This window comes from Microbacterium gorillae (genome assembly GCF_050990725.1).
GTDB lineage: Bacteria > Actinomycetota > Actinomycetes > Actinomycetales > Microbacteriaceae > Microbacterium > Microbacterium gorillae_A.
The window spans coordinates 256,992-273,408 of sequence record NZ_CP158844.1 but is presented as its reverse complement, the minus strand read 5'-3'; the positions used below and the strand labels follow the sequence as shown (position 1 = coordinate 273,408).

Annotated in this window: 14 protein-coding genes; 10 read left to right on the top strand and 4 right to left on the bottom strand. The window is 67.8% G+C overall.

The window, feature by feature from the left end; translation table 11 throughout:
* The first annotated feature begins 53 nt into the window (after nt 1-53).
* Nucleotides 54-707, top strand: coding sequence for a heme oxygenase (biliverdin-producing) (locus tag ABTV68_RS01275; RefSeq protein WP_433675808.1), 654 nt, complete (start codon nt 54-56; stop codon nt 705-707).
* Between the two features lie 18 nt (nt 708-725).
* Here ABTV68_RS01275 and ABTV68_RS01270 read toward each other — a convergent pair whose 3' ends face one another.
* On the bottom strand, nt 726-2,078 hold the full coding sequence (locus tag ABTV68_RS01270; protein ID WP_433675807.1) for an ATP-dependent DNA helicase: 1,353 nt from the start codon (nt 2,076-2,078) through the stop codon (nt 726-728).
* A 178-nt stretch (nt 2,079-2,256) separates the two neighbouring features.
* Between ABTV68_RS01270 and ABTV68_RS01265 the strand changes: the two genes are divergently transcribed.
* Nucleotides 2,257-3,321 carry a hypothetical protein gene (locus tag ABTV68_RS01265; RefSeq protein WP_433675806.1) on the top strand — a complete coding sequence of 355 codons (1,065 nt, stop codon included), beginning with the start codon at nt 2,257-2,259 and terminating at the stop codon, nt 3,319-3,321.
* A gap of 78 nt (nt 3,322-3,399) precedes the next feature.
* Here ABTV68_RS01265 and ABTV68_RS01260 read toward each other — a convergent pair whose 3' ends face one another.
* Complete coding sequence (locus tag ABTV68_RS01260) at nt 3,400-5,370, bottom strand: cytochrome c oxidase assembly protein (RefSeq protein ID WP_433675805.1); 1,971 nt, start codon at nt 5,368-5,370, stop codon at nt 3,400-3,402.
* 228 nt (nt 5,371-5,598) lie between these two features.
* Nucleotides 5,599-5,886: an HU family DNA-binding protein gene (locus ABTV68_RS01255; RefSeq protein WP_231091026.1), complete on the bottom strand. Its 288-nt coding sequence runs from the start codon at nt 5,884-5,886 to the stop codon at nt 5,599-5,601.
* Between the two features lie 292 nt (nt 5,887-6,178).
* Here ABTV68_RS01255 and ABTV68_RS01250 point away from each other — a divergent pair, with 292 nt between their 5' ends.
* Nucleotides 6,179-7,051 carry a hypothetical protein gene (locus tag ABTV68_RS01250; RefSeq protein WP_433675804.1) on the top strand — a complete coding sequence of 291 codons (873 nt, stop codon included), beginning with the start codon at nt 6,179-6,181 and terminating at the stop codon, nt 7,049-7,051.
* 46 nt (nt 7,052-7,097) lie between these two features.
* On the opposite strand, the gene ABTV68_RS01245 is transcribed toward ABTV68_RS01250, so the two are convergent.
* Nucleotides 7,098-7,646, bottom strand: coding sequence for a DUF6892 domain-containing protein (locus tag ABTV68_RS01245; RefSeq protein WP_433675803.1), 549 nt, complete (start codon nt 7,644-7,646; stop codon nt 7,098-7,100).
* A 126-nt stretch (nt 7,647-7,772) separates the two neighbouring features.
* On the opposite strand from ABTV68_RS01245, the gene mshB reads away from it, so the two are divergent.
* The 7 genes from mshB to ABTV68_RS01210 all read left to right on the top strand — a co-directional run bounded on the left by mshB (nt 7,773) and on the right by ABTV68_RS01210 (nt 16,368).
* Complete coding sequence (gene mshB, locus ABTV68_RS01240; protein WP_433675802.1) at nt 7,773-8,681, top strand: N-acetyl-1-D-myo-inositol-2-amino-2-deoxy-alpha-D-glucopyranoside deacetylase; 909 nt, start codon at nt 7,773-7,775, stop codon at nt 8,679-8,681.
* A 1-nt stretch (nt 8,682) separates the two neighbouring features.
* Complete coding sequence (locus tag ABTV68_RS01235; RefSeq protein WP_433675801.1) at nt 8,683-9,807, top strand: ROK family transcriptional regulator; 1,125 nt, start codon at nt 8,683-8,685, stop codon at nt 9,805-9,807.
* Between the two features lie 67 nt (nt 9,808-9,874).
* Nucleotides 9,875-11,005: an extracellular solute-binding protein gene (locus ABTV68_RS01230; protein WP_433675800.1), complete on the top strand. Its 1,131-nt coding sequence runs from the start codon at nt 9,875-9,877 to the stop codon at nt 11,003-11,005.
* A 3-nt stretch (nt 11,006-11,008) separates the two neighbouring features.
* Nucleotides 11,009-12,094, top strand: coding sequence for an ABC transporter ATP-binding protein (locus tag ABTV68_RS01225; protein ID WP_433675799.1), 1,086 nt, complete (start codon nt 11,009-11,011; stop codon nt 12,092-12,094).
* Nucleotides 12,094-13,836, top strand: a complete 1,743-nt coding sequence (locus ABTV68_RS01220; protein ID WP_433675798.1) for an ABC transporter permease — start codon at nt 12,094-12,096, stop codon at nt 13,834-13,836. The genes ABTV68_RS01225 and ABTV68_RS01220 overlap by 1 nt, the downstream gene beginning before the upstream one ends.
* Nucleotides 13,837-13,865: 29 nt before the next feature.
* On the top strand, nt 13,866-15,371 hold the full coding sequence (gene argH, locus ABTV68_RS01215) for an argininosuccinate lyase (protein WP_433675797.1): 1,506 nt from the start codon (nt 13,866-13,868) through the stop codon (nt 15,369-15,371).
* A 10-nt stretch (nt 15,372-15,381) separates the two neighbouring features.
* Nucleotides 15,382-16,368 (top strand): ROK family protein, encoded by a 987-nt coding sequence (locus ABTV68_RS01210; protein ID WP_433675796.1) that lies wholly within the window; start codon nt 15,382-15,384, stop codon nt 16,366-16,368.
* Nucleotides 16,369-16,417: the final 49 nt, after the last annotated feature.

Genomic DNA, 16,417 nt, shown 5'->3' with positions numbered 1-16,417 from the left:
GGAACAACCTTCATCTGATGTGAAGGTTTTTAGGTTTGCCTTACACTTTTCGTATGGCCGACATCATCTCCCTCTCCACCGCCATCCGCGAGCGCTCTCATGGGGCGCACTCCGACAGCGAGGGCGCGGGCTTCATGTCTGCCCTCATGCGCGGCCAGGGAACCCGCGAGGACTACATCGCCCTCGTCGCACAGCACTACTTCATGTACGAGGCGCTGGAGGCGGCCACCGAGCGCATGCGGCACGATCCGGTCGCAGCCACCTTCATCAGCGAGAAGCTGACCCGGATGCCGGCGCTGGAGGCCGACCTCGAGTTCCTGCTCGGCGCGGACTGGCGCGAGCAGATCGAGCCGCTCCCGGCCACGCGCCGCTACGTGGACCGCATCAACCAGGTCGGCAGCACGTGGGTGGGCGGTTTCGTCGCGCACCACTACACGCGCTACCTCGGCGACCTGTCGGGCGGCCAGTTCATCGGCAAGGTGATGGCCCGTCAGTTCGGTTTCGAGACGAACGGCATCGGCTTCTACATCTTCGGCGACATCGCCAACCCTGCCGCCTTCAAGGACACCTACCGCGAGCAGCTGGACGCCGCGCCGTGGGATGACGCGGAGAAGGAGCGCGTCATCGAGGAGGTCCTCGTGGCGTACCAGTTCAACACCGACGTGTTCGTCGACCTGCAGCGCGCGAAGGAATCCGCCGCCGCCTGAGCCGGTCGGGCGCGAGTTTCAGCTGCCGCGGTGGGCGTTCATCATGAAGCGCCGGACGTCGGGGTCCACACGGATGTCGCTCGGGCGCAGCGGGCGCGACAGGTACAGTCCGTCGAGTGAGGTCAGCCGGCTCAGCGCCACGTAGGTCTGGCCCGGCGCGAACGCCCCGGAACCGAGATCGATGATCGCCCGGTCGTAGGTCTTCCCCTGCGACTTGTGGATGGTGACCGCCCACGCCAGGCGCAGCGGGAACTGCGTGAACTCGGCGACGATCTCGCGGTTGAGCTTCTTCGAGCCCGGGTCGTAGACGTACCTGTAGCGCTCCCACACCACGGGCTCGACGTCGAACTCGTCACCGTCGACGTCCACGCGCACGCTGTCGCCGGAGATGGCGGTCACCGTCCCGATGGTGCCGTTGACGTACCGCGGCGGTTCGGGGAATCCCTGGGTGTCGTTACGCAGGAACATGACCTGCGCGCCGATCTTCAGCTTGAGTTCCGCGTCGGCCGGATAGTTCGCCTCGCCGCGCCCGAAGTCGCCGTTGATCTCGGCGACGGCGGTCTGCTCCCGCCCCGTCAACGCTGCCAGGTGTCGGGCGTTGATGCGATTGACGATGTCGTTGCGGGTGGCCAGCGTGATGATGGGTTCGTCGGCGTCCTCCGGTGGCACCCGCGCGCCCGTGCGGTTGAGGACGCCCGCGATCTCGGCCGTCACCCGCCCGTAGCGCACCGCGTTCAGCATCGATTTGAACCCGTCATCGGACTGCCGGTGGATCTCCACCAGCTCACGCACGTGCAGGTCGGCACCGTGTCGTCCGAGATCGAGCAGACCGTCCGCGCCCGGATCCTCCCCCGACCACACATGCGCGTCGAAGAACCAGAACGAACGGTAGTGGTCGTTCACGTACCGCTGCTCGTCGCCGCGAGGCGGCACCGGTGCCAGCTGGTACGGATCGCCGAACATGACCACCTGCACGCCGCCGAACGCCTCGCCTCGACGACCCCGCGCCTGCCGCAGCGAGCGGTCCATCGCGTCCATGAGGTCGGCGTTCACCATGGAGATCTCATCGATGACGAGCGTGTCGATGGCGTTCAGGATCTTGCGGGTCGCGTCGTTCTGCTCGATGTCCCCGTCGGCGATGAGACCGATCGGGAGGCGGAACAGGGAGTGGATCGTCTGCCCCTCCACGTTGAGCGCCGCGACGCCCGTGGGGGCGCACACCGCGATCTGCTTGGAGGTGTTCCAGGCGAGATGCTGCAGCAGCGTGGACTTTCCCGTCCCGGCGCGGCCCGTCACGAACACGTGCTCCCGGGTGTCCTCGATCAGCCGGAAGAGGGCTTCCTGCTCTGCGGACAGCGACGGGACGCTCACGTGACTCCTCGGTGACGATGATGGCGGTATCGCATGCCGGTGATCACCGTGCCCCGCGATCCGGACGACCCTTCCATCGTAGGATCCCGACGACCGCAGCACGCCCCCGACGGCCTGTGGAGATATCGATACGGTCCCATCACGGCGGTTTCGCACCGGGCGTTCCTAGACTGGCAGGGTGGGATTTCGGGTAAGGGGAGATGGCGAACGCCAGCGTCCTCTGGCGCTGGATCTCACTCTCATCGCTGTCGCCGTGGTGGTCGTGGCTGCGGCCGGCGTGGTCGGATACCGGTCCGCGTACCAGTCGCTCTACAGTCCCAGCGCCTTCGTCGTGAACTACCTCGATCTGCTCGCCGGCGGGCGCGCGGCCGATGCGCTCCAGGTTCCCGGGGTCGGAATCGACTCGTCCGATCTGGAAGCGGCGGGCGTTGATGTCGCCGCTTCCGATGCACTGTTGCGCAGTACGGCACTCGCACCCCTCACCGACGCGCGCGTGGTGAAGGAGGAGGCGGACGGCGCGATCACCCGCGTCAGCGTCGAGTATCAGGCCGGCGGGCATCCGGGCAGCACGGTGTTCGAGGTGGAGCAGGACGGCTGGATCGGCTTCCTGCCGTCGTGGCGCTTTGCGAAGACGCCGCTCGCCGTGGTGGACCTCACGGTTCTCGGCGCGATGCAGTTCACCGTCAACGGCTTCACGATGGACAAACGCCAGGTGTCGGCGGACGGTGTCGATGCCGATCCTGCGGCTCCGGTCCCGCTGCTGGTGTTCACCCCGGGGCTGTACTCCATCTCCGTCGACACGAGCATCGCGGCCACACCGGGGGTCGCCGTGCTCGCCGACTCTCCGCTGACGCAGCTGCCGATCGAGGTGCAGGCGCAGCCCACCGAGAGCTTCGTGCAGGTGGTGCAGGAGAAGGTGGACGGATTCCTCACCCAGTGCGCGCAGCAGCAGGTGCTGCAGCCCACCAGCTGCCCGTTCGGGCGCTTCGTGCAGAACCGCATCGACGAACCGCCCACCTGGAGCATCGTGAAGATGCCGCAGGTGACCGTGCTGCCGTCGGGCGCCAACTGGATCATCCCGAACACGGAGGGCACCGCTCACATCGAGGTGGACGTCACGATGATCGCCGACGACACCAAAGAACACCTCAGCGAGGACGTCCCCTTCGTGATCAACGGAACCATCACGATCCTCCCGGACGGACGGGCGTCGATCGTGGTCACCGGACCCGACACCCGCTGAGAGCACGCCACGAAACGAGGAGATTCACGCCTGCGTGAGTGAACCACGCAGGATTCGTCCTCGTTTCGACGAAATCTCCTATTTCTGGCTCACGCCGTCGCGCTCGGCGAGACGGGCGAGGCGCTCGTTGTACTCGGCGAGCTCCTGATCGCCGGTGCGATCGGCGTGACGGTCGCTGCGCTTCTGGGCGCGCGCGTCGGATCGGCTCCACTGGATCGCCACCGTGATGGCCACGATCAGCGTGGGGATCTCACCGATCGACCACGCGATGCCGCCACCGATGTACTGGTCCTCCATCGGGCTCGCGCCCCAGGGCCGCGCCATCGAGCCGTACCACTCGGCCACCATCAGCCCGGTGTTCATCATGATCGCCATGCCGAAGAAGGCGTGCATGGCGGCCACCGCGATCAGGGTGATCAGTCGTCCGGCGTGCGGGAAGCGGTACGGGATGGGGTCGATGCCGATGAGCGACAGCACGAAGAGGTATCCCGAGATCAGGAAGTGGACGGTCATCCACTCGTGCCCCAGGTGGTCGTACAGCGACCAGCGGAACAGGTCCGTGAAGTAGAAGACCCAGAGCGACGCCACGAAGATCGCCGCCGCGACGATCGGGTGCGTGATGAAGCGTGAGAACGGCGAGTGTACGGCCCACAGAATCCACTCGCGACCACCGCGCGTGCCGTCGGTGCGCTTGTGGATGGTACGCAGCGCCAGGGTGACCGGGGCTCCGGCCACCAGGCACAGCGGGATGGCCATCGTCAGCAGCATGTGGCCGAGCATGTGCACGCTGAACAGGTAGTCGCCGTAGGCGTTCACCGGACCGCAGGTCACCCACAGCAGCAGGACCAGTCCGAAGAACCAGAAGATGGTGCGATAGATCGGCCAGGAATCCCCCCGGCGGCGCAGGCGCACCACACCCGCCACGTAGAAGAAGACGCCGAACATGATGGCGAGCGCCCAGAGGATGTCGACGTCCCACTGCGTGAGCCAGCGGATCGGCGTGAGCTCGGGCGGGAGATCGGATCCCGTCATGATGCGCGCGGGCGTCTGCACCGGGGTTGGGGCGAGACCCGTCGGCGGTTCGGAGCGGGCGAGGGCGGCCGCGATGCCACTGGCGAGTCCCATGAGAGCGAGCTCCGCGGCCACCAGGGTCCAGAACGGACCACCCTTGCTGTCGGCTCCGCTCTGCACGATGAGACGGCGGCGATACATCGCGCCGGCCACGCCCAGCAGCACGAGCAGTGCCGTCTTCGCGAGCACCAGGATGCCGTACGGAGTGGCGAGCGCTGCCCAGTCGCCGATCGCGACATAGGCGCGCACCACACCAGACAGCGTCACCACGATGAACGACACCAGCGCCAGGGTGGAGTACCGGTAGAGCACGTCGACCATGCGCTTGCGCATCAGCGGGCGGATGATCACCAGCGTCAGCAGTCCGCCGACCCAGACCGCCGCTCCCACGGTGTGCAGCACCATCGCGGTGAGGGTGATGTTGTGGTTGGCGAGGTCTCCCGAGTGTCCCTGGGTGGCCATCGGAACCATTGCGGCGATCGCCAGCGCCGCCGTCACGGCCGAGATGAACCAGCCGCGCGCCGCGAACGCGATCACGGAGATCGCCGCTCCCGCGAGCGTGGTGATCAGCCAGGTGCGGCCAGCCTCGCTGCCGAGGAAGCGTCCCAGCGTGCTGCCGAAGGTGTCATCGAGAGAGATCGGCGCGCCCACGGCACTGGCCGAGCTGAGGATGCCGACGGTTGCGGCCGCCGCGGCGAACACGGCCGCGGAGATCGAAGTGACATCCAGCGCACGTTCGAAGGACTTCTGCCCCGGCTTTAGCGCGAACAGGGCGACGACGACGGATCCCACCATGCCCGCTCCGGACAGGTTCACGACGAGCTTGGCGATCGGGATGCCCCAGCGCACCACCGGACCCGCGTCGGCCAGCAGCAGCGGCGCGGCACCCCCGCCAAATCCGAGGGCCCACAGCACGCCGACGAGCGCCGTAGCGGCAAGGATGATCGGGCCAATCAGGCGGAGGGAGCGGGAATCCACCCCTCCAGCCTAGGCTCGCGGCCTGGGAGTCGCTGCCGGGCCACCCAGGAGTGCGGCGAGTGCATGATCATGAGGCCAGCCCATGACGCAATCCGTGGATCGCTCATGTTTCCGGCGCATCATCATGCTTTCGCGACCGACGGCGCGAAACGCAACGCTGGTGCGCGACGCCGGCCCGGGTACGCGAAGGGGCGGGGTGCGCGATTGCACCCCACCCCTTCGACGGAATTACTTGACGGCAGCCTTGAGCTTGGAGCCAGCGGTCACCTTGACGCGCTTGCCAGCCGGGATCTTGATCTCGGCACCGGTCTGCGGGTTGCGGCCCGTGCGAGCAGCGGTGTCGACCTGCTCGAACGCGATCCAGCCCGGGATCGAGACCTTGGCGCCCTTGGCGACGGCCTCGGAGACGGTGGAGAAGAGAGCGTCGAGCACACCCGAAACAGCAGCCTGGCTCTGACCGGTGGCGCTGGCGATGCTCGCGACGAGCTCGGTCTTGGTGATGGACTTGTCAGCCATGTGATGATCCTCCAGCGGCGAGGACCGCCGCGTCGTGAGTTGTTCGCCCCGGAGGCGGAATCCCCCGGAGAGTCGTTCGACCGGGATGAGAGTATCAACCGCACCCCCGAAAACGCGGAAATACGCGGGTTTCACCCCCTTTTTTCCGCGATTCGCGAAAAAAGAGGGGTCAAAACCGCTCCGATGGCCCGTTTGGGCCGGACTTCCGCGAGGATTCGCGTCCGATCGGGCACAATGTGGAGGGTCGTCGCATCGATGACCTGCGTCCCGTCCCATTGCCCTGGAGGACCCCGTGGCCGAGCAGCGCCCGAAGAAGAAGGTCGTCGAGTCGACCGTCGAGACCCCCGCCGCGGATGCGTCGGCTCCCACGTGGCGCCCCACGGCCGAGGCGAAGAGCAAGGCCACCCGCTTCCGCATCATCGCGGCCATCCTGTGGGCGCTCGCCATCGCCGGCGAGGCGTTCGCGATCTTCTGGGTGCTTCGCCAGGACCCCATCATCATGTGGCTGCTCATCGTGATGTTCGTCGTGATCGGTGCCCTCGCGATCGTCGGCGGGCAGCTGTGGAAGAAGGCGAACGACCTCGATCCCGCCTCCCGCAAGGATCCGGTGCGCTTCTTCATCCAGAACCAGCTCGGCGCGATCATCTCCATCGTGGCGTTCCTGCCGCTCATCATCCTGGTGTTCACGAACAAGAACATGACGGGCGGGCAGAAGGCGCTCGCCGGCATCATCGGCATCGTGATCGCCGGTGCGGCGGTGGCGTCGAACATCGACTACTCCCCCGCATCGCAGGAGGAGTACGCGAACCAGGCGGGTCTCGTGCAGGACATCACGGGTGCCGACAAGGTGTACTGGACCACCTCCGGCTCGGTCTACCACCTGTGCCAAGAGGCCTCGGCGGTGAACAAGGAGTCGGCGGACAACACGATCCACGCCGGCACGATCGCCCAGGCTCAGGCCGACGGCAAGGCCCGCCTCACCCTGCAGCTGCCGCAGGAGCTGAAGGAGTGCGGCTACACCGACTACGTGCTGCCGGACAACTGGCAGGCCGTGGTCAAGGGTGAGGCGCCGTTCGTACCGTCCGGCGAGGTGGCTCCCGCGGTGGAGCCAACGACGGACGACTCCGAGACCCCGGTGGCACCGGCTCCGTCCGCCACCAACTGACCTCACCGACGACGGGCCCCGTACGCGAGTGCGGGGCCCGTCGTCGTCAGACGATCCGGATTCCCCGCGCCGTCAGCGCCGACCGCGCGGCCTCCGAGAGCATGCCCTCGGGATCCGCCACCTCCGCCAGCGCGGGCAGCTGGTCGAGATCGCGCTCGGTGAGGTCATCGACGTCGAAGCGCGCGTCGCCGCCGCCCCAGTGCGGATCGAGCTGGCGGAGCGCCTCGTTCGCGCGGGAGAAATGCAGTGTGGTCACCTCGGCCACGAGAGCGGCGGGCAGCTGATATCCGCGGAACCAGTCTTCGACCGGCGCGCCGGGATGGAGGCTCGCCGGCATGGTGAACGCGGGGAGCGTCGCCCCCTCGTCATACATCAGGCGCTGCATCACGGCGAGCTTCAGCGGGAAGGACCGCAGTCGGGCCACAGAGGGACTCTCGCCCGTGAGCGTCTCGTCGGTGGGCGACGCCGGACTCTCGCCGGCTGATATCGCGTCGCTCGGGGACGTCGACGCGGAGGCGGCCGGACCCGCGTTCTGCGGCGGCTCCGCACTCGATGCTGCTGCGGGAGTCCGGCGGAAGAGGTCTCTCAATCCCATGTCCCGATTCTCTCGCGCCATTGGTAACGATTGAGGATTACCCAGGTCAGGGTTTTATTTTCTCGCCTGCCCTAACCACATTCTTTCTGCCAGAATCAAACTCACACCCAATCGAAGGAGATGCTGATGTCCCCGCAGACCGCCGCCGGCCGAGCACGAGTCCTGCTCGCGCACGCCCATCCCGACGACGAGAGCTGCGCGACCGGCGGAACCATCGCGCGTCTGGTTCGGGAGGGTGCGGCCGTCACGGTGGTGACCTCCACGCAGGGTGAGCAGGGGAAGATCGCGGTCCCCGAACTCGCCCACCTGCACGTGGATCAGGACGATGCCCTCGGCCCGGAACGCGCCCGCGAGCTCGCCGGCGCGATGGCGGCCCTCGGCGTCACCGATCACCGGTATCTCGGCGGTTCCGGCCATTTCCGCGACTCCGGGCGCATGGGCATCGGCGCCAACGACCGACCCGACGCCTTCTGGCAGGCCGACCTCGACGAGGCGGGCGCGATGATGGCGGCGATCATCCGCGAAACGCGGCCCCACGCGGTCATCACCTACGACACGAACGGCGGCTACGGACACCCCGACCACATCCAGACGCACCGCGTCGCCATGCGGGGTGTCGAGCTGGCCGAGGACGCGAGCGCCGACGTCGCCGGCGAGCCGTGGCGGGTTCCCCTGGTGTACTGGACCGCCGTGCCGCGGGAACTCATCGTGGCGGAGCTGACAGAACTCGCCGAGCACGCCGACGAGCTGGGGCTGTGGGTCGACCCGGATCCCGCCGAATACCCCGATGGCGTTCACGATGACGCCGACATCGACGTGGAGTACGACGTCTCGGGTGTGCTCGACCTCAAGACCGCGGCCCTCGACCGCCACCGCACGCAGCTCACGGTGAAGGGGCCGTACTGGGTCCTCGCATCGGGGCGCGGCATGCGCATCCAGGACCGCGAGTGGTTCATCCGGGTTCGTGGCGGACACCGCACGTCGGCAGAGTACGAGACCGTCCTGATTCCCGATTCCGTGATCGCGGCGGGCTGAGATGACCCGCCCCACCCTCTCCGTCGCCGACCGCCGTGCCCAGCGCGCGGCGGTGGTCGGCGCGCTCCATGACGGGAGGATGAGCCGCTCACAGCTGGTGGAGCGTTTCGGCGTCAGCGGCGCGCTCATCACCCGCGTGGTGCGTGGACTGCTGGACGACGGCCTGGTGCGAGAGCTCGGAGTACAGACACCGAGCGTGGGTCGTCCGCCGATGCAGTTGGAGCTCTCCCGCGGCTACGGGGCACTCATCGCCGTCTCCTGCACCTCCGACGGCGTGCAGATCCGCAGCAGCGACCTGCACCGCAAGCCCCTGCGCGAGCTGACCTCACCGGCGGGCACCGCGCCGACCAGCCCCGAGGCGCTGGTCGACCTCATCGGCGCCGTGACCGCCCGCACCCCGTCGCTGATGGGCATCGGCGTCGGTGTTCCCGGCGTGGTGGACGCTGACACCGGCGACGTGAGAGAAGCCCCGGATCTGGGCTGGAGCGGCACCGTTCCCCTGCGCGCGATGCTGGCGGATCGCTTCCGCGTTCCCGTCACGATCGACAACGACGTGAACCTCATGATGACGGCCGAGCGTCAGACGCTCCCCGATCCGATTCGCCGTAACGCGGTGTACCTCTATCTCGGCGCGCGCGGTATCGGTGCCGGTGTGGTGGCGGGCGATCGACTCGTGCGCGGCTCTCACGGCGGCGCCGGGGAGATCGGTCTCATCCCCCTCGGCCTCGGCGGCGCCGAGCTCTCAGACTTCGAGGACAACGTGTCGACCATGGCGATCGCCGCGCGGCTCGATGCGGCCGGCCACCGGATCACGGGCGCGGTGATCCCGGCGCTCCTCGAACTCGCCGACGCGGGAGACGAGTTCGCCGTCGCCGTGCGTCGCGACATCATCGCGGCCTTCGCTCACGCGGTGACCCTGATGACCGCCATCCTCGACCCGGCGGCCGTGCTGCTCGGCGGCCACGCCCGTTCCTTCCGGGAGTCCGAGCGCGCCGAGATCGCCGCATCGCTCGGATCCCACCTGCCCTTCCGCCCCGAGGTGATGTTCGCCCAGCACGGCCCCGCGGCCGTCCTGGACGCGGCACGCGATCGGTGCTGGCAGAACGTGCTCGCAGGAGGCCTATGAGACAACCCCGTCCCGCACCGCCTCCGTTCCTCACCCGACAACAGAAACCGAAAGACAGGGAAGTCACATGGCACTCAACCGACTGCCGCGCCTGATCGCAGGCGTGGCGTTCACCGCCGCAGCAGGTCTCGCCCTCGCCGGATGCGCCGGCGACGTCGCGCCCGCCGAGAACTCCAGCACCCCGGATGTCGGCGCGAGCAGCGCCGCACCGGAGGGAACCACCGCCCCCTCCGAAGGCCTCACGATCTACACCGGGCGCGACAAGGACGAGGTCGCCTGGGTCGTCAGCGAGTTCGAGAAGGAGTTCCCCGCATACGCGGGCAAGGTCCAGACCGTCATCGCCGGTGCGCAGGACAACCTCGACCGTATGCGCGCCGAGGCCGGAAACCCGCAGGCCGGGTTCCTCTGGGGCGGCACGCAGCAGCAGTTCGAGCAGGCCGCCGACGAGGGTCTCCTCACGGCGTACACGCCGAAGTCAGACTCCGCCGTGCCCGACAAGTACAAGGACCCGAACCACCAGTGGATCGCCGAGATGCTGCTGCCGGAGGTGATCATCTACAACTCCAACCTGCTCACCAAGGACACCGCCCCGCAGGACTGGGCCGACCTCGGCAAGCCGGAGTGGAAGGACAAGATCGTCATCCGCGACGTCATGGCCTCCGGCACGATGCGCACCATCTATGCATCGATCGTGTACTCGGCCTTCGCGAAGGACGGCTCGCCGGACGCCGGCTACGAACTGCTCAAGCAGATCGACGCCAACACGGTCTCGTACGCGGCGAACCCGGACGACATGTACACGCAGCTCGACCAGGGCACCGGCCAGGTCACCGTGTGGAACATGCAGGACGCGCTCATCCAGCCACTGAAGAACAACCGGCCGTGGGGCTACATCATGCCCTCCTCCGGTGCTCCGGTGCTCGTGGACGGCGTCGGCATCATCAAGAACGACAAGCAGGAGGCCGCGGCGAAGGACTTCATGGACTTCCTGATGGACCCGACCATGCAGGCCAAGCTCGCGACCGACTACTACCAGATCCCGGCGATGGACATCCCGGCCGATCAGCAGCCCGACTGGATGAAGGCCGACGGCTTCAACATCAACGAGGCGAAGATCGACTGGCAGGTGTTCGCCGAGCACCAGGACGAGTGGATGACGTACTGGGCTGACAACATCAAGGGCAAGGGCAACAGCTGATCCATGGTCTCGGTCACCCTGCACAATCTGCACAAGTCATTCGCCCGTTCGGGCACCGTCGTGAACGGTCTCGACCTCGTGATCGAGGACGGCGAGTTCTTCACGCTGCTCGGCCCCTCCGGCTGCGGCAAGTCGACCACCCTGCGCATGATCGCCGGGTTCGAGGAGCCGGACGAGGGAACGATCCACTTCGATGAGCGCGATGTGACGTTCGCCCCGGCGAACAAGCGGGACGTGGGTCTGGTGTTCCAGAACTACGCGCTGTTCCCGCACATGTCCGTGGCCAAGAACGTGGGCTTCGGGTTGGACGTGCGCGGTGTGCGGGGTGCCGAGGCCGATCGGCGCATCGGCGATGTACTGGCCCAGGTGGGCCTCACGGCGCAGCGCGATGCCCGTGTCGACGAGCTCTCGGGCGGGCAGCAGCAGCGCGTTGCGCTCGCCCGAGCGCTGGTCTTCCGTCCTCAGCTGCTGCTGTTGGACGAGCCGATGTCCAACCTCGACGCCAAGCTGCGTCTGGAGATGCGCGGTGCGCTGCGTGATCTGCACGCGGAGACGGGCATCACCTCGGTGTACGTCACGCACGACCAGGCGGAGGCGCTGGCGATGTCCACGCGTATCGCGGTGATGAACACCGCCGTGGTACACCAGGTGGGCACCCCGGACGAGGTGTACTCCCGACCACTCACGGCCTTCGTCGCGGGCTTCCTCGGCCGCAACAACCTCCTGGCCGCGACCGTGGCGACCGTGACCGATGGCACGGCCACGCTGGTCCTCGGCAACGGCTCCATGCTGGAGGCGCGCACTGCCAACGCGGCGCCCGCTGTCGACTTCACCCCCGGTAACCGCGTGGTGGCCACCGTCCGCGCCGAGTCGGTTCGTGTCGCCGCGGACGGTGAGACCACGAACGTGGTGAACGGCACCGTGGCCGACGTCGACTTCATCGGCTACTCCCTTTCCTGCGAGCTGGACAGCGACCTCGGCCGCATCAAGGTGGACCTCACCGGCTCCCACCGTCGCCCCGAGCGCGGCGACACGATGCGCGTGGTGCTGCCGGTCGACGCCGTCTACACCGTGCCCGCGGAGGACTGATGACCTCGCTCACGCACGCGCAACGCGTCACCGGCCCCAGCAAGCGCCCCTCGTGGTTCCGCCGTCGCTGGTCCACGGTGCTGACGCTCGCCGTCCTGCTCATCGTGCTGTTCGGCTACGTCATCGGTCCGATGATCGCCACGGCACGGCGCAGCGTCTCGCAAGACAAGGCGGCGATCCTCGGATTCTCGTTCAAGGCCTGGGGTGACTTCTTCGCCAACCCGGCACAGACCTCGGCCATCGGCGGCTCGATCCTGGTGTCGGTCCTGTCTGTGATCTGCGCCGGCGTGCTCGGCACCGGTGTGGCCATCCTTCTCACGCGGTGGGAGTTCCCGGGCCGGCGCATCCTGCAGGTGCTGGCGATGCTTCCCATCGCCCTTCCCCCGCTCATGGGTGTGTGGTCGTTCAAGCTGCTCTTCGGAGTGGGCGGTCGGATCCCGTTCGCCATGCAGGAGTGGTTCGGGCTGGATCAGAAGATGTTCTGGCTGCAGGGCATGGCCGGCGTGCTCATCGTGCACGCCATGACGATGTACCCGTACTTCTACCTCACGGTGTCGGCAGCCCTCGCCAATGCTGACGCCTCGCTCGAGGAGGCCGCGGCGTCGATGGGCGCGGGCAAGGCACGCATCTGGATGCGCGTGATCCTGCCGATGCTGACCCCGGCACTCGTGGCAGGGTCCCTCATCACCTTCATGTCGGCGATGAGCTCTTATACGGCACCGCTGCTGTTCCAATACACCGACGTGATGACGCAGCAGATCGTCATCGCCAAGACCAATGGCGACATGCGACTGGCGTCGATCATCTCGACGACTCTCGCCATCATCTCGATCGCGTTCCTCGCGATCATCCGCTCCTACGAGCAGCGCAAGGTCTACCGGACGCAGTCGAAGGGCGGCGGTCGCAAGCGGTCCACACTGACCAGCACACCGGCGAAAGTCCTGCTGCTGGTGATCTCGATCCCCGTCACCGTGTTCCTGGTGCTGCCGATCATCATGATCGCCGTGCTCTCGGTCACGGCGAAGGGCGGCTGGCTGATGAGCGTCCTGCCCACCGGCTGGACGCTGGAGTGGTGGGCGCGGATGTTCACGGGCTTCGACTTCTGGCGTCCGGTGACCAACTCGCTGCTGATGAGCGTGATCGCCGTGGGCGGCGCGGTCATCCTCGGTGCCGGTGCCGCGTATGTCATGAGCCGCATGAAGTTCCGCGGCAAGCTGGCGCTCGACATCGCCGTGATGCTGCCGTGGGCGCTGCCCGGAACCGTCGTGGCGATCAACCTCATCACGGCGTTTTCCAGCCCGTCACCGTTCGCCTTCGGCAACGTGCTGGTCGGGACGTTCGCGATCCTGCCGCTCGCGTACTTCGTGCGATTCAACCCGCTCATCTTCCGCTCCACGTTCGCCTCCCTGAGCCAGCTCGATCCCAACCTCGAAGACGCTGCCCGCAGCCTCGGGGCCACCTGGTGGTACTCGTTCCGGCGGGTCGTGCTCCCGCTCATCTCCCGCGGCATCATGGCCGGCGCGCTGCTGGCCTTCGTCGACGGCGTGGGCGAGTTCGTCGCCAGCGTGCTGATCTACACCCCCGACTGGGTGCCGCTGTCGATCGCCGTCAACAACGAGAACTACCAGGGCAACATCGGCGTCGGCTCCGTCTACGGCATGATCCAGGTGTTCCTGGTGCTGATCGTGCTGGCCGTCACCAACCGCATGGGCGCCCGTGGCGGCGCGCCCGCCGCCCTCTGAACCGATCCAGAAGTACCGAAGGACAAGAAATGAACCGCGACGAGATCGTCCAGCGCGACGGCGACGTCTTCCCCGGCACGAGCTACACCACGGCCGTGCTCCGTCCCGCCTACGACGAGGCCAAGCGCATGCTGCTGCCGTCGATGATGCAGATCCACCGCGCCCACCTCCTCATGCTGCGCACCGCCGGGATCCTCACCGACGCCGATGCGGCCACCATCGCCCGCTCCCTCGACGAACTCGATCTGGAGGCGCTCGCCGCGAGCGAGTACACCGGGGAGTATGAGGATCTGTTCTTCACGGTGGAGCACCGTCTGATGGAGATCGGCGGCGACGTGACCGGCAGCCTGCACACCGCGCGCAGCCGTAATGACATGGGCATGACGCTGTACCGCATGGTGATGCGGCACCAGCTGGTGCGCGTTCTGGAAGCGGCCGGCGAGCTCTACGAGACGCTGGTGCGACTCGGTGCCGAGCACGCCGATACGCTCAATCTCGAGCACACGCACACGCAGCCCGCGCAGCCGTCGATCCTCGGCCACCGGTTCCTGGCCATCGCCGACGTGCTCGGGCGCGACATCCGTCGGGTGCAGCAGGCGTATGCCTCGCTGGACTACTCGCCCATGGGCGGCGCGGCCCTCACCGGCACCGGCTTCCCGATCAACCGCGAACACATGGCCGAGCTGCTCGGCTTCCGCGGCCTCGTGGAGAACTCCTACGACGCCGTGGCCGCCACCGACTACATCGCGCACTCCGCGATCACCCTGCAGCTCATGGCCGTGGACACGGGACGCAGCTGCGTGGACTTCCTGACCTGGTGCACGGCCGAGTTCGGGCTCTACCGCGTCGCGGCTCCCTACGTGCAGATCTCGTCGATCATGCCGCAGAAGCGCAACCCGGTCTCGATCGAGCACTCGCGCTCGCTGCTGTCCGCGGCATCGGCGAGCGCGGCGACGGTGCTCACGATGATGCACAACACCCCCTACGGCGACATCGTCGACACCGAGGACGACCTGCAGCCGCACATCTGGCGCGCGGTGGACATTCTCACCAACGTGCTGCAGCTGCTCACCGGCGTGCTCGGCACGATCCAGGTCAACACCGACGTGATGCGCGAGCGCGCGCTCGCCTCCTTCGCCAACGCGACGGAACTCGCCGACACCCTGGTGCGCGACGGCGGTCTGACCTTCACTCAGGCGCACACGATCGTGTCCCGTGTCGTCCGTGAAGCGGACGCCGCGGGAATCACGGACGTTCGCACCATCGATCCCGAGCGCGTGCACGCCATCGCGCGCGAGGTGGTCGGTCACGATGTCACGCTGACGCCGGCAGATATGGCGCGTGCCCTCAACGCCGACAACTTCGTCGCCGTCCGCACCTCGACCGGCGGCGCTGCGCCGAGTGAGGTCGCGCGCATGGCGTCCGAGCGCTCCGAGGTCGCCGCCGAGTTCCGCGGTTGGCTGGACGATGTCCGTGGTCACCTCGCGAGCGTCGACCGGCGCCTGCGTGATGAGACCGCCGCACTGCGTGGCTGACGGCGGCATCGTGACTGCATCCGTGCCGGAGGCAGCGGGCACCGTCCTCGGTATCGACTTCGGCGGCACGAAAGTGGAGCTGCGCATCGAGCGGGCGTCGGGCTCTGTCGCGCCGATTCCACTCGGCGCCCTGGGCGCGCGCCTCATCCCCGAGTCCGATGCTCCGCACCGCACGCCGTCCGCCGACGTGCGGCTGGAGATCGAGCCGGGCGAACCTGCCGACAGCGTGCTGGATCGGACCTTCGACATCGCTCGAGCACTGGTCGAGGTGGCAGGTGGGGTGGACGCCGTCGGCGTCTCGACCCCCGGCATCGTTCTCGACGACCGCGTCGACCTCGCACCCAATGTGGTGGGCTGGAGCGACCTGTCGCTGTCGGACCGGCTGCGCGATGGGCTCGGTGCCGGCCGGATCGTCGTGGAGAACGATGTGAAAGCCGCAGCTCTCGCCGAAGCACGCCAGGGCACGCTCGTGGACGTCGATCCGGGGCTGTACGTGAACCTGGGAACCGGGATCGCGATCGCTCCCGTGATCGGCGGCATCGTGCTGCGCGGTGCGCACGGCGCAGCCGGCGAGATCGGCTACGGCGTGGTCGGTCCACTGCCGGACTGGTCGGGCAGCGGTGCGCCGTTGGAGGAGTATGCCGGTGGTGGCGGGCTGCTGCGTCGCGTGGCAGCCTCGGGTCTGGGGATCGCCGATGTCCCGTCGCTGGTCGCCTCCTCCACCAGCGGGCACGAGAGCGCCACACGCTTCTGGCTCGACGCCGTGGACGAGCTCGCGCGTCACCTCCTCACCGCCACGCTGACCATCGACCCGCAGCGCGTCACGCTCGGGGGCGGGATGGTGCGCGCCGGTCGCGCGCTGATCGGACCGCTGCAGGGCCGGCTCGAATCGGCGCTGCCGTATCCGCCCGAGGTGGTGGTGTCAGCCTTCGGCGCTCGCGCGGCGCTGATCGGCGCCTGCATCCTCGCCCGCGACGCGCTGACACACGCCGAATGACCTCGATCCGTGCCCCCGCCGTGTCGGCGCGGGCACGGATCATCCGAAC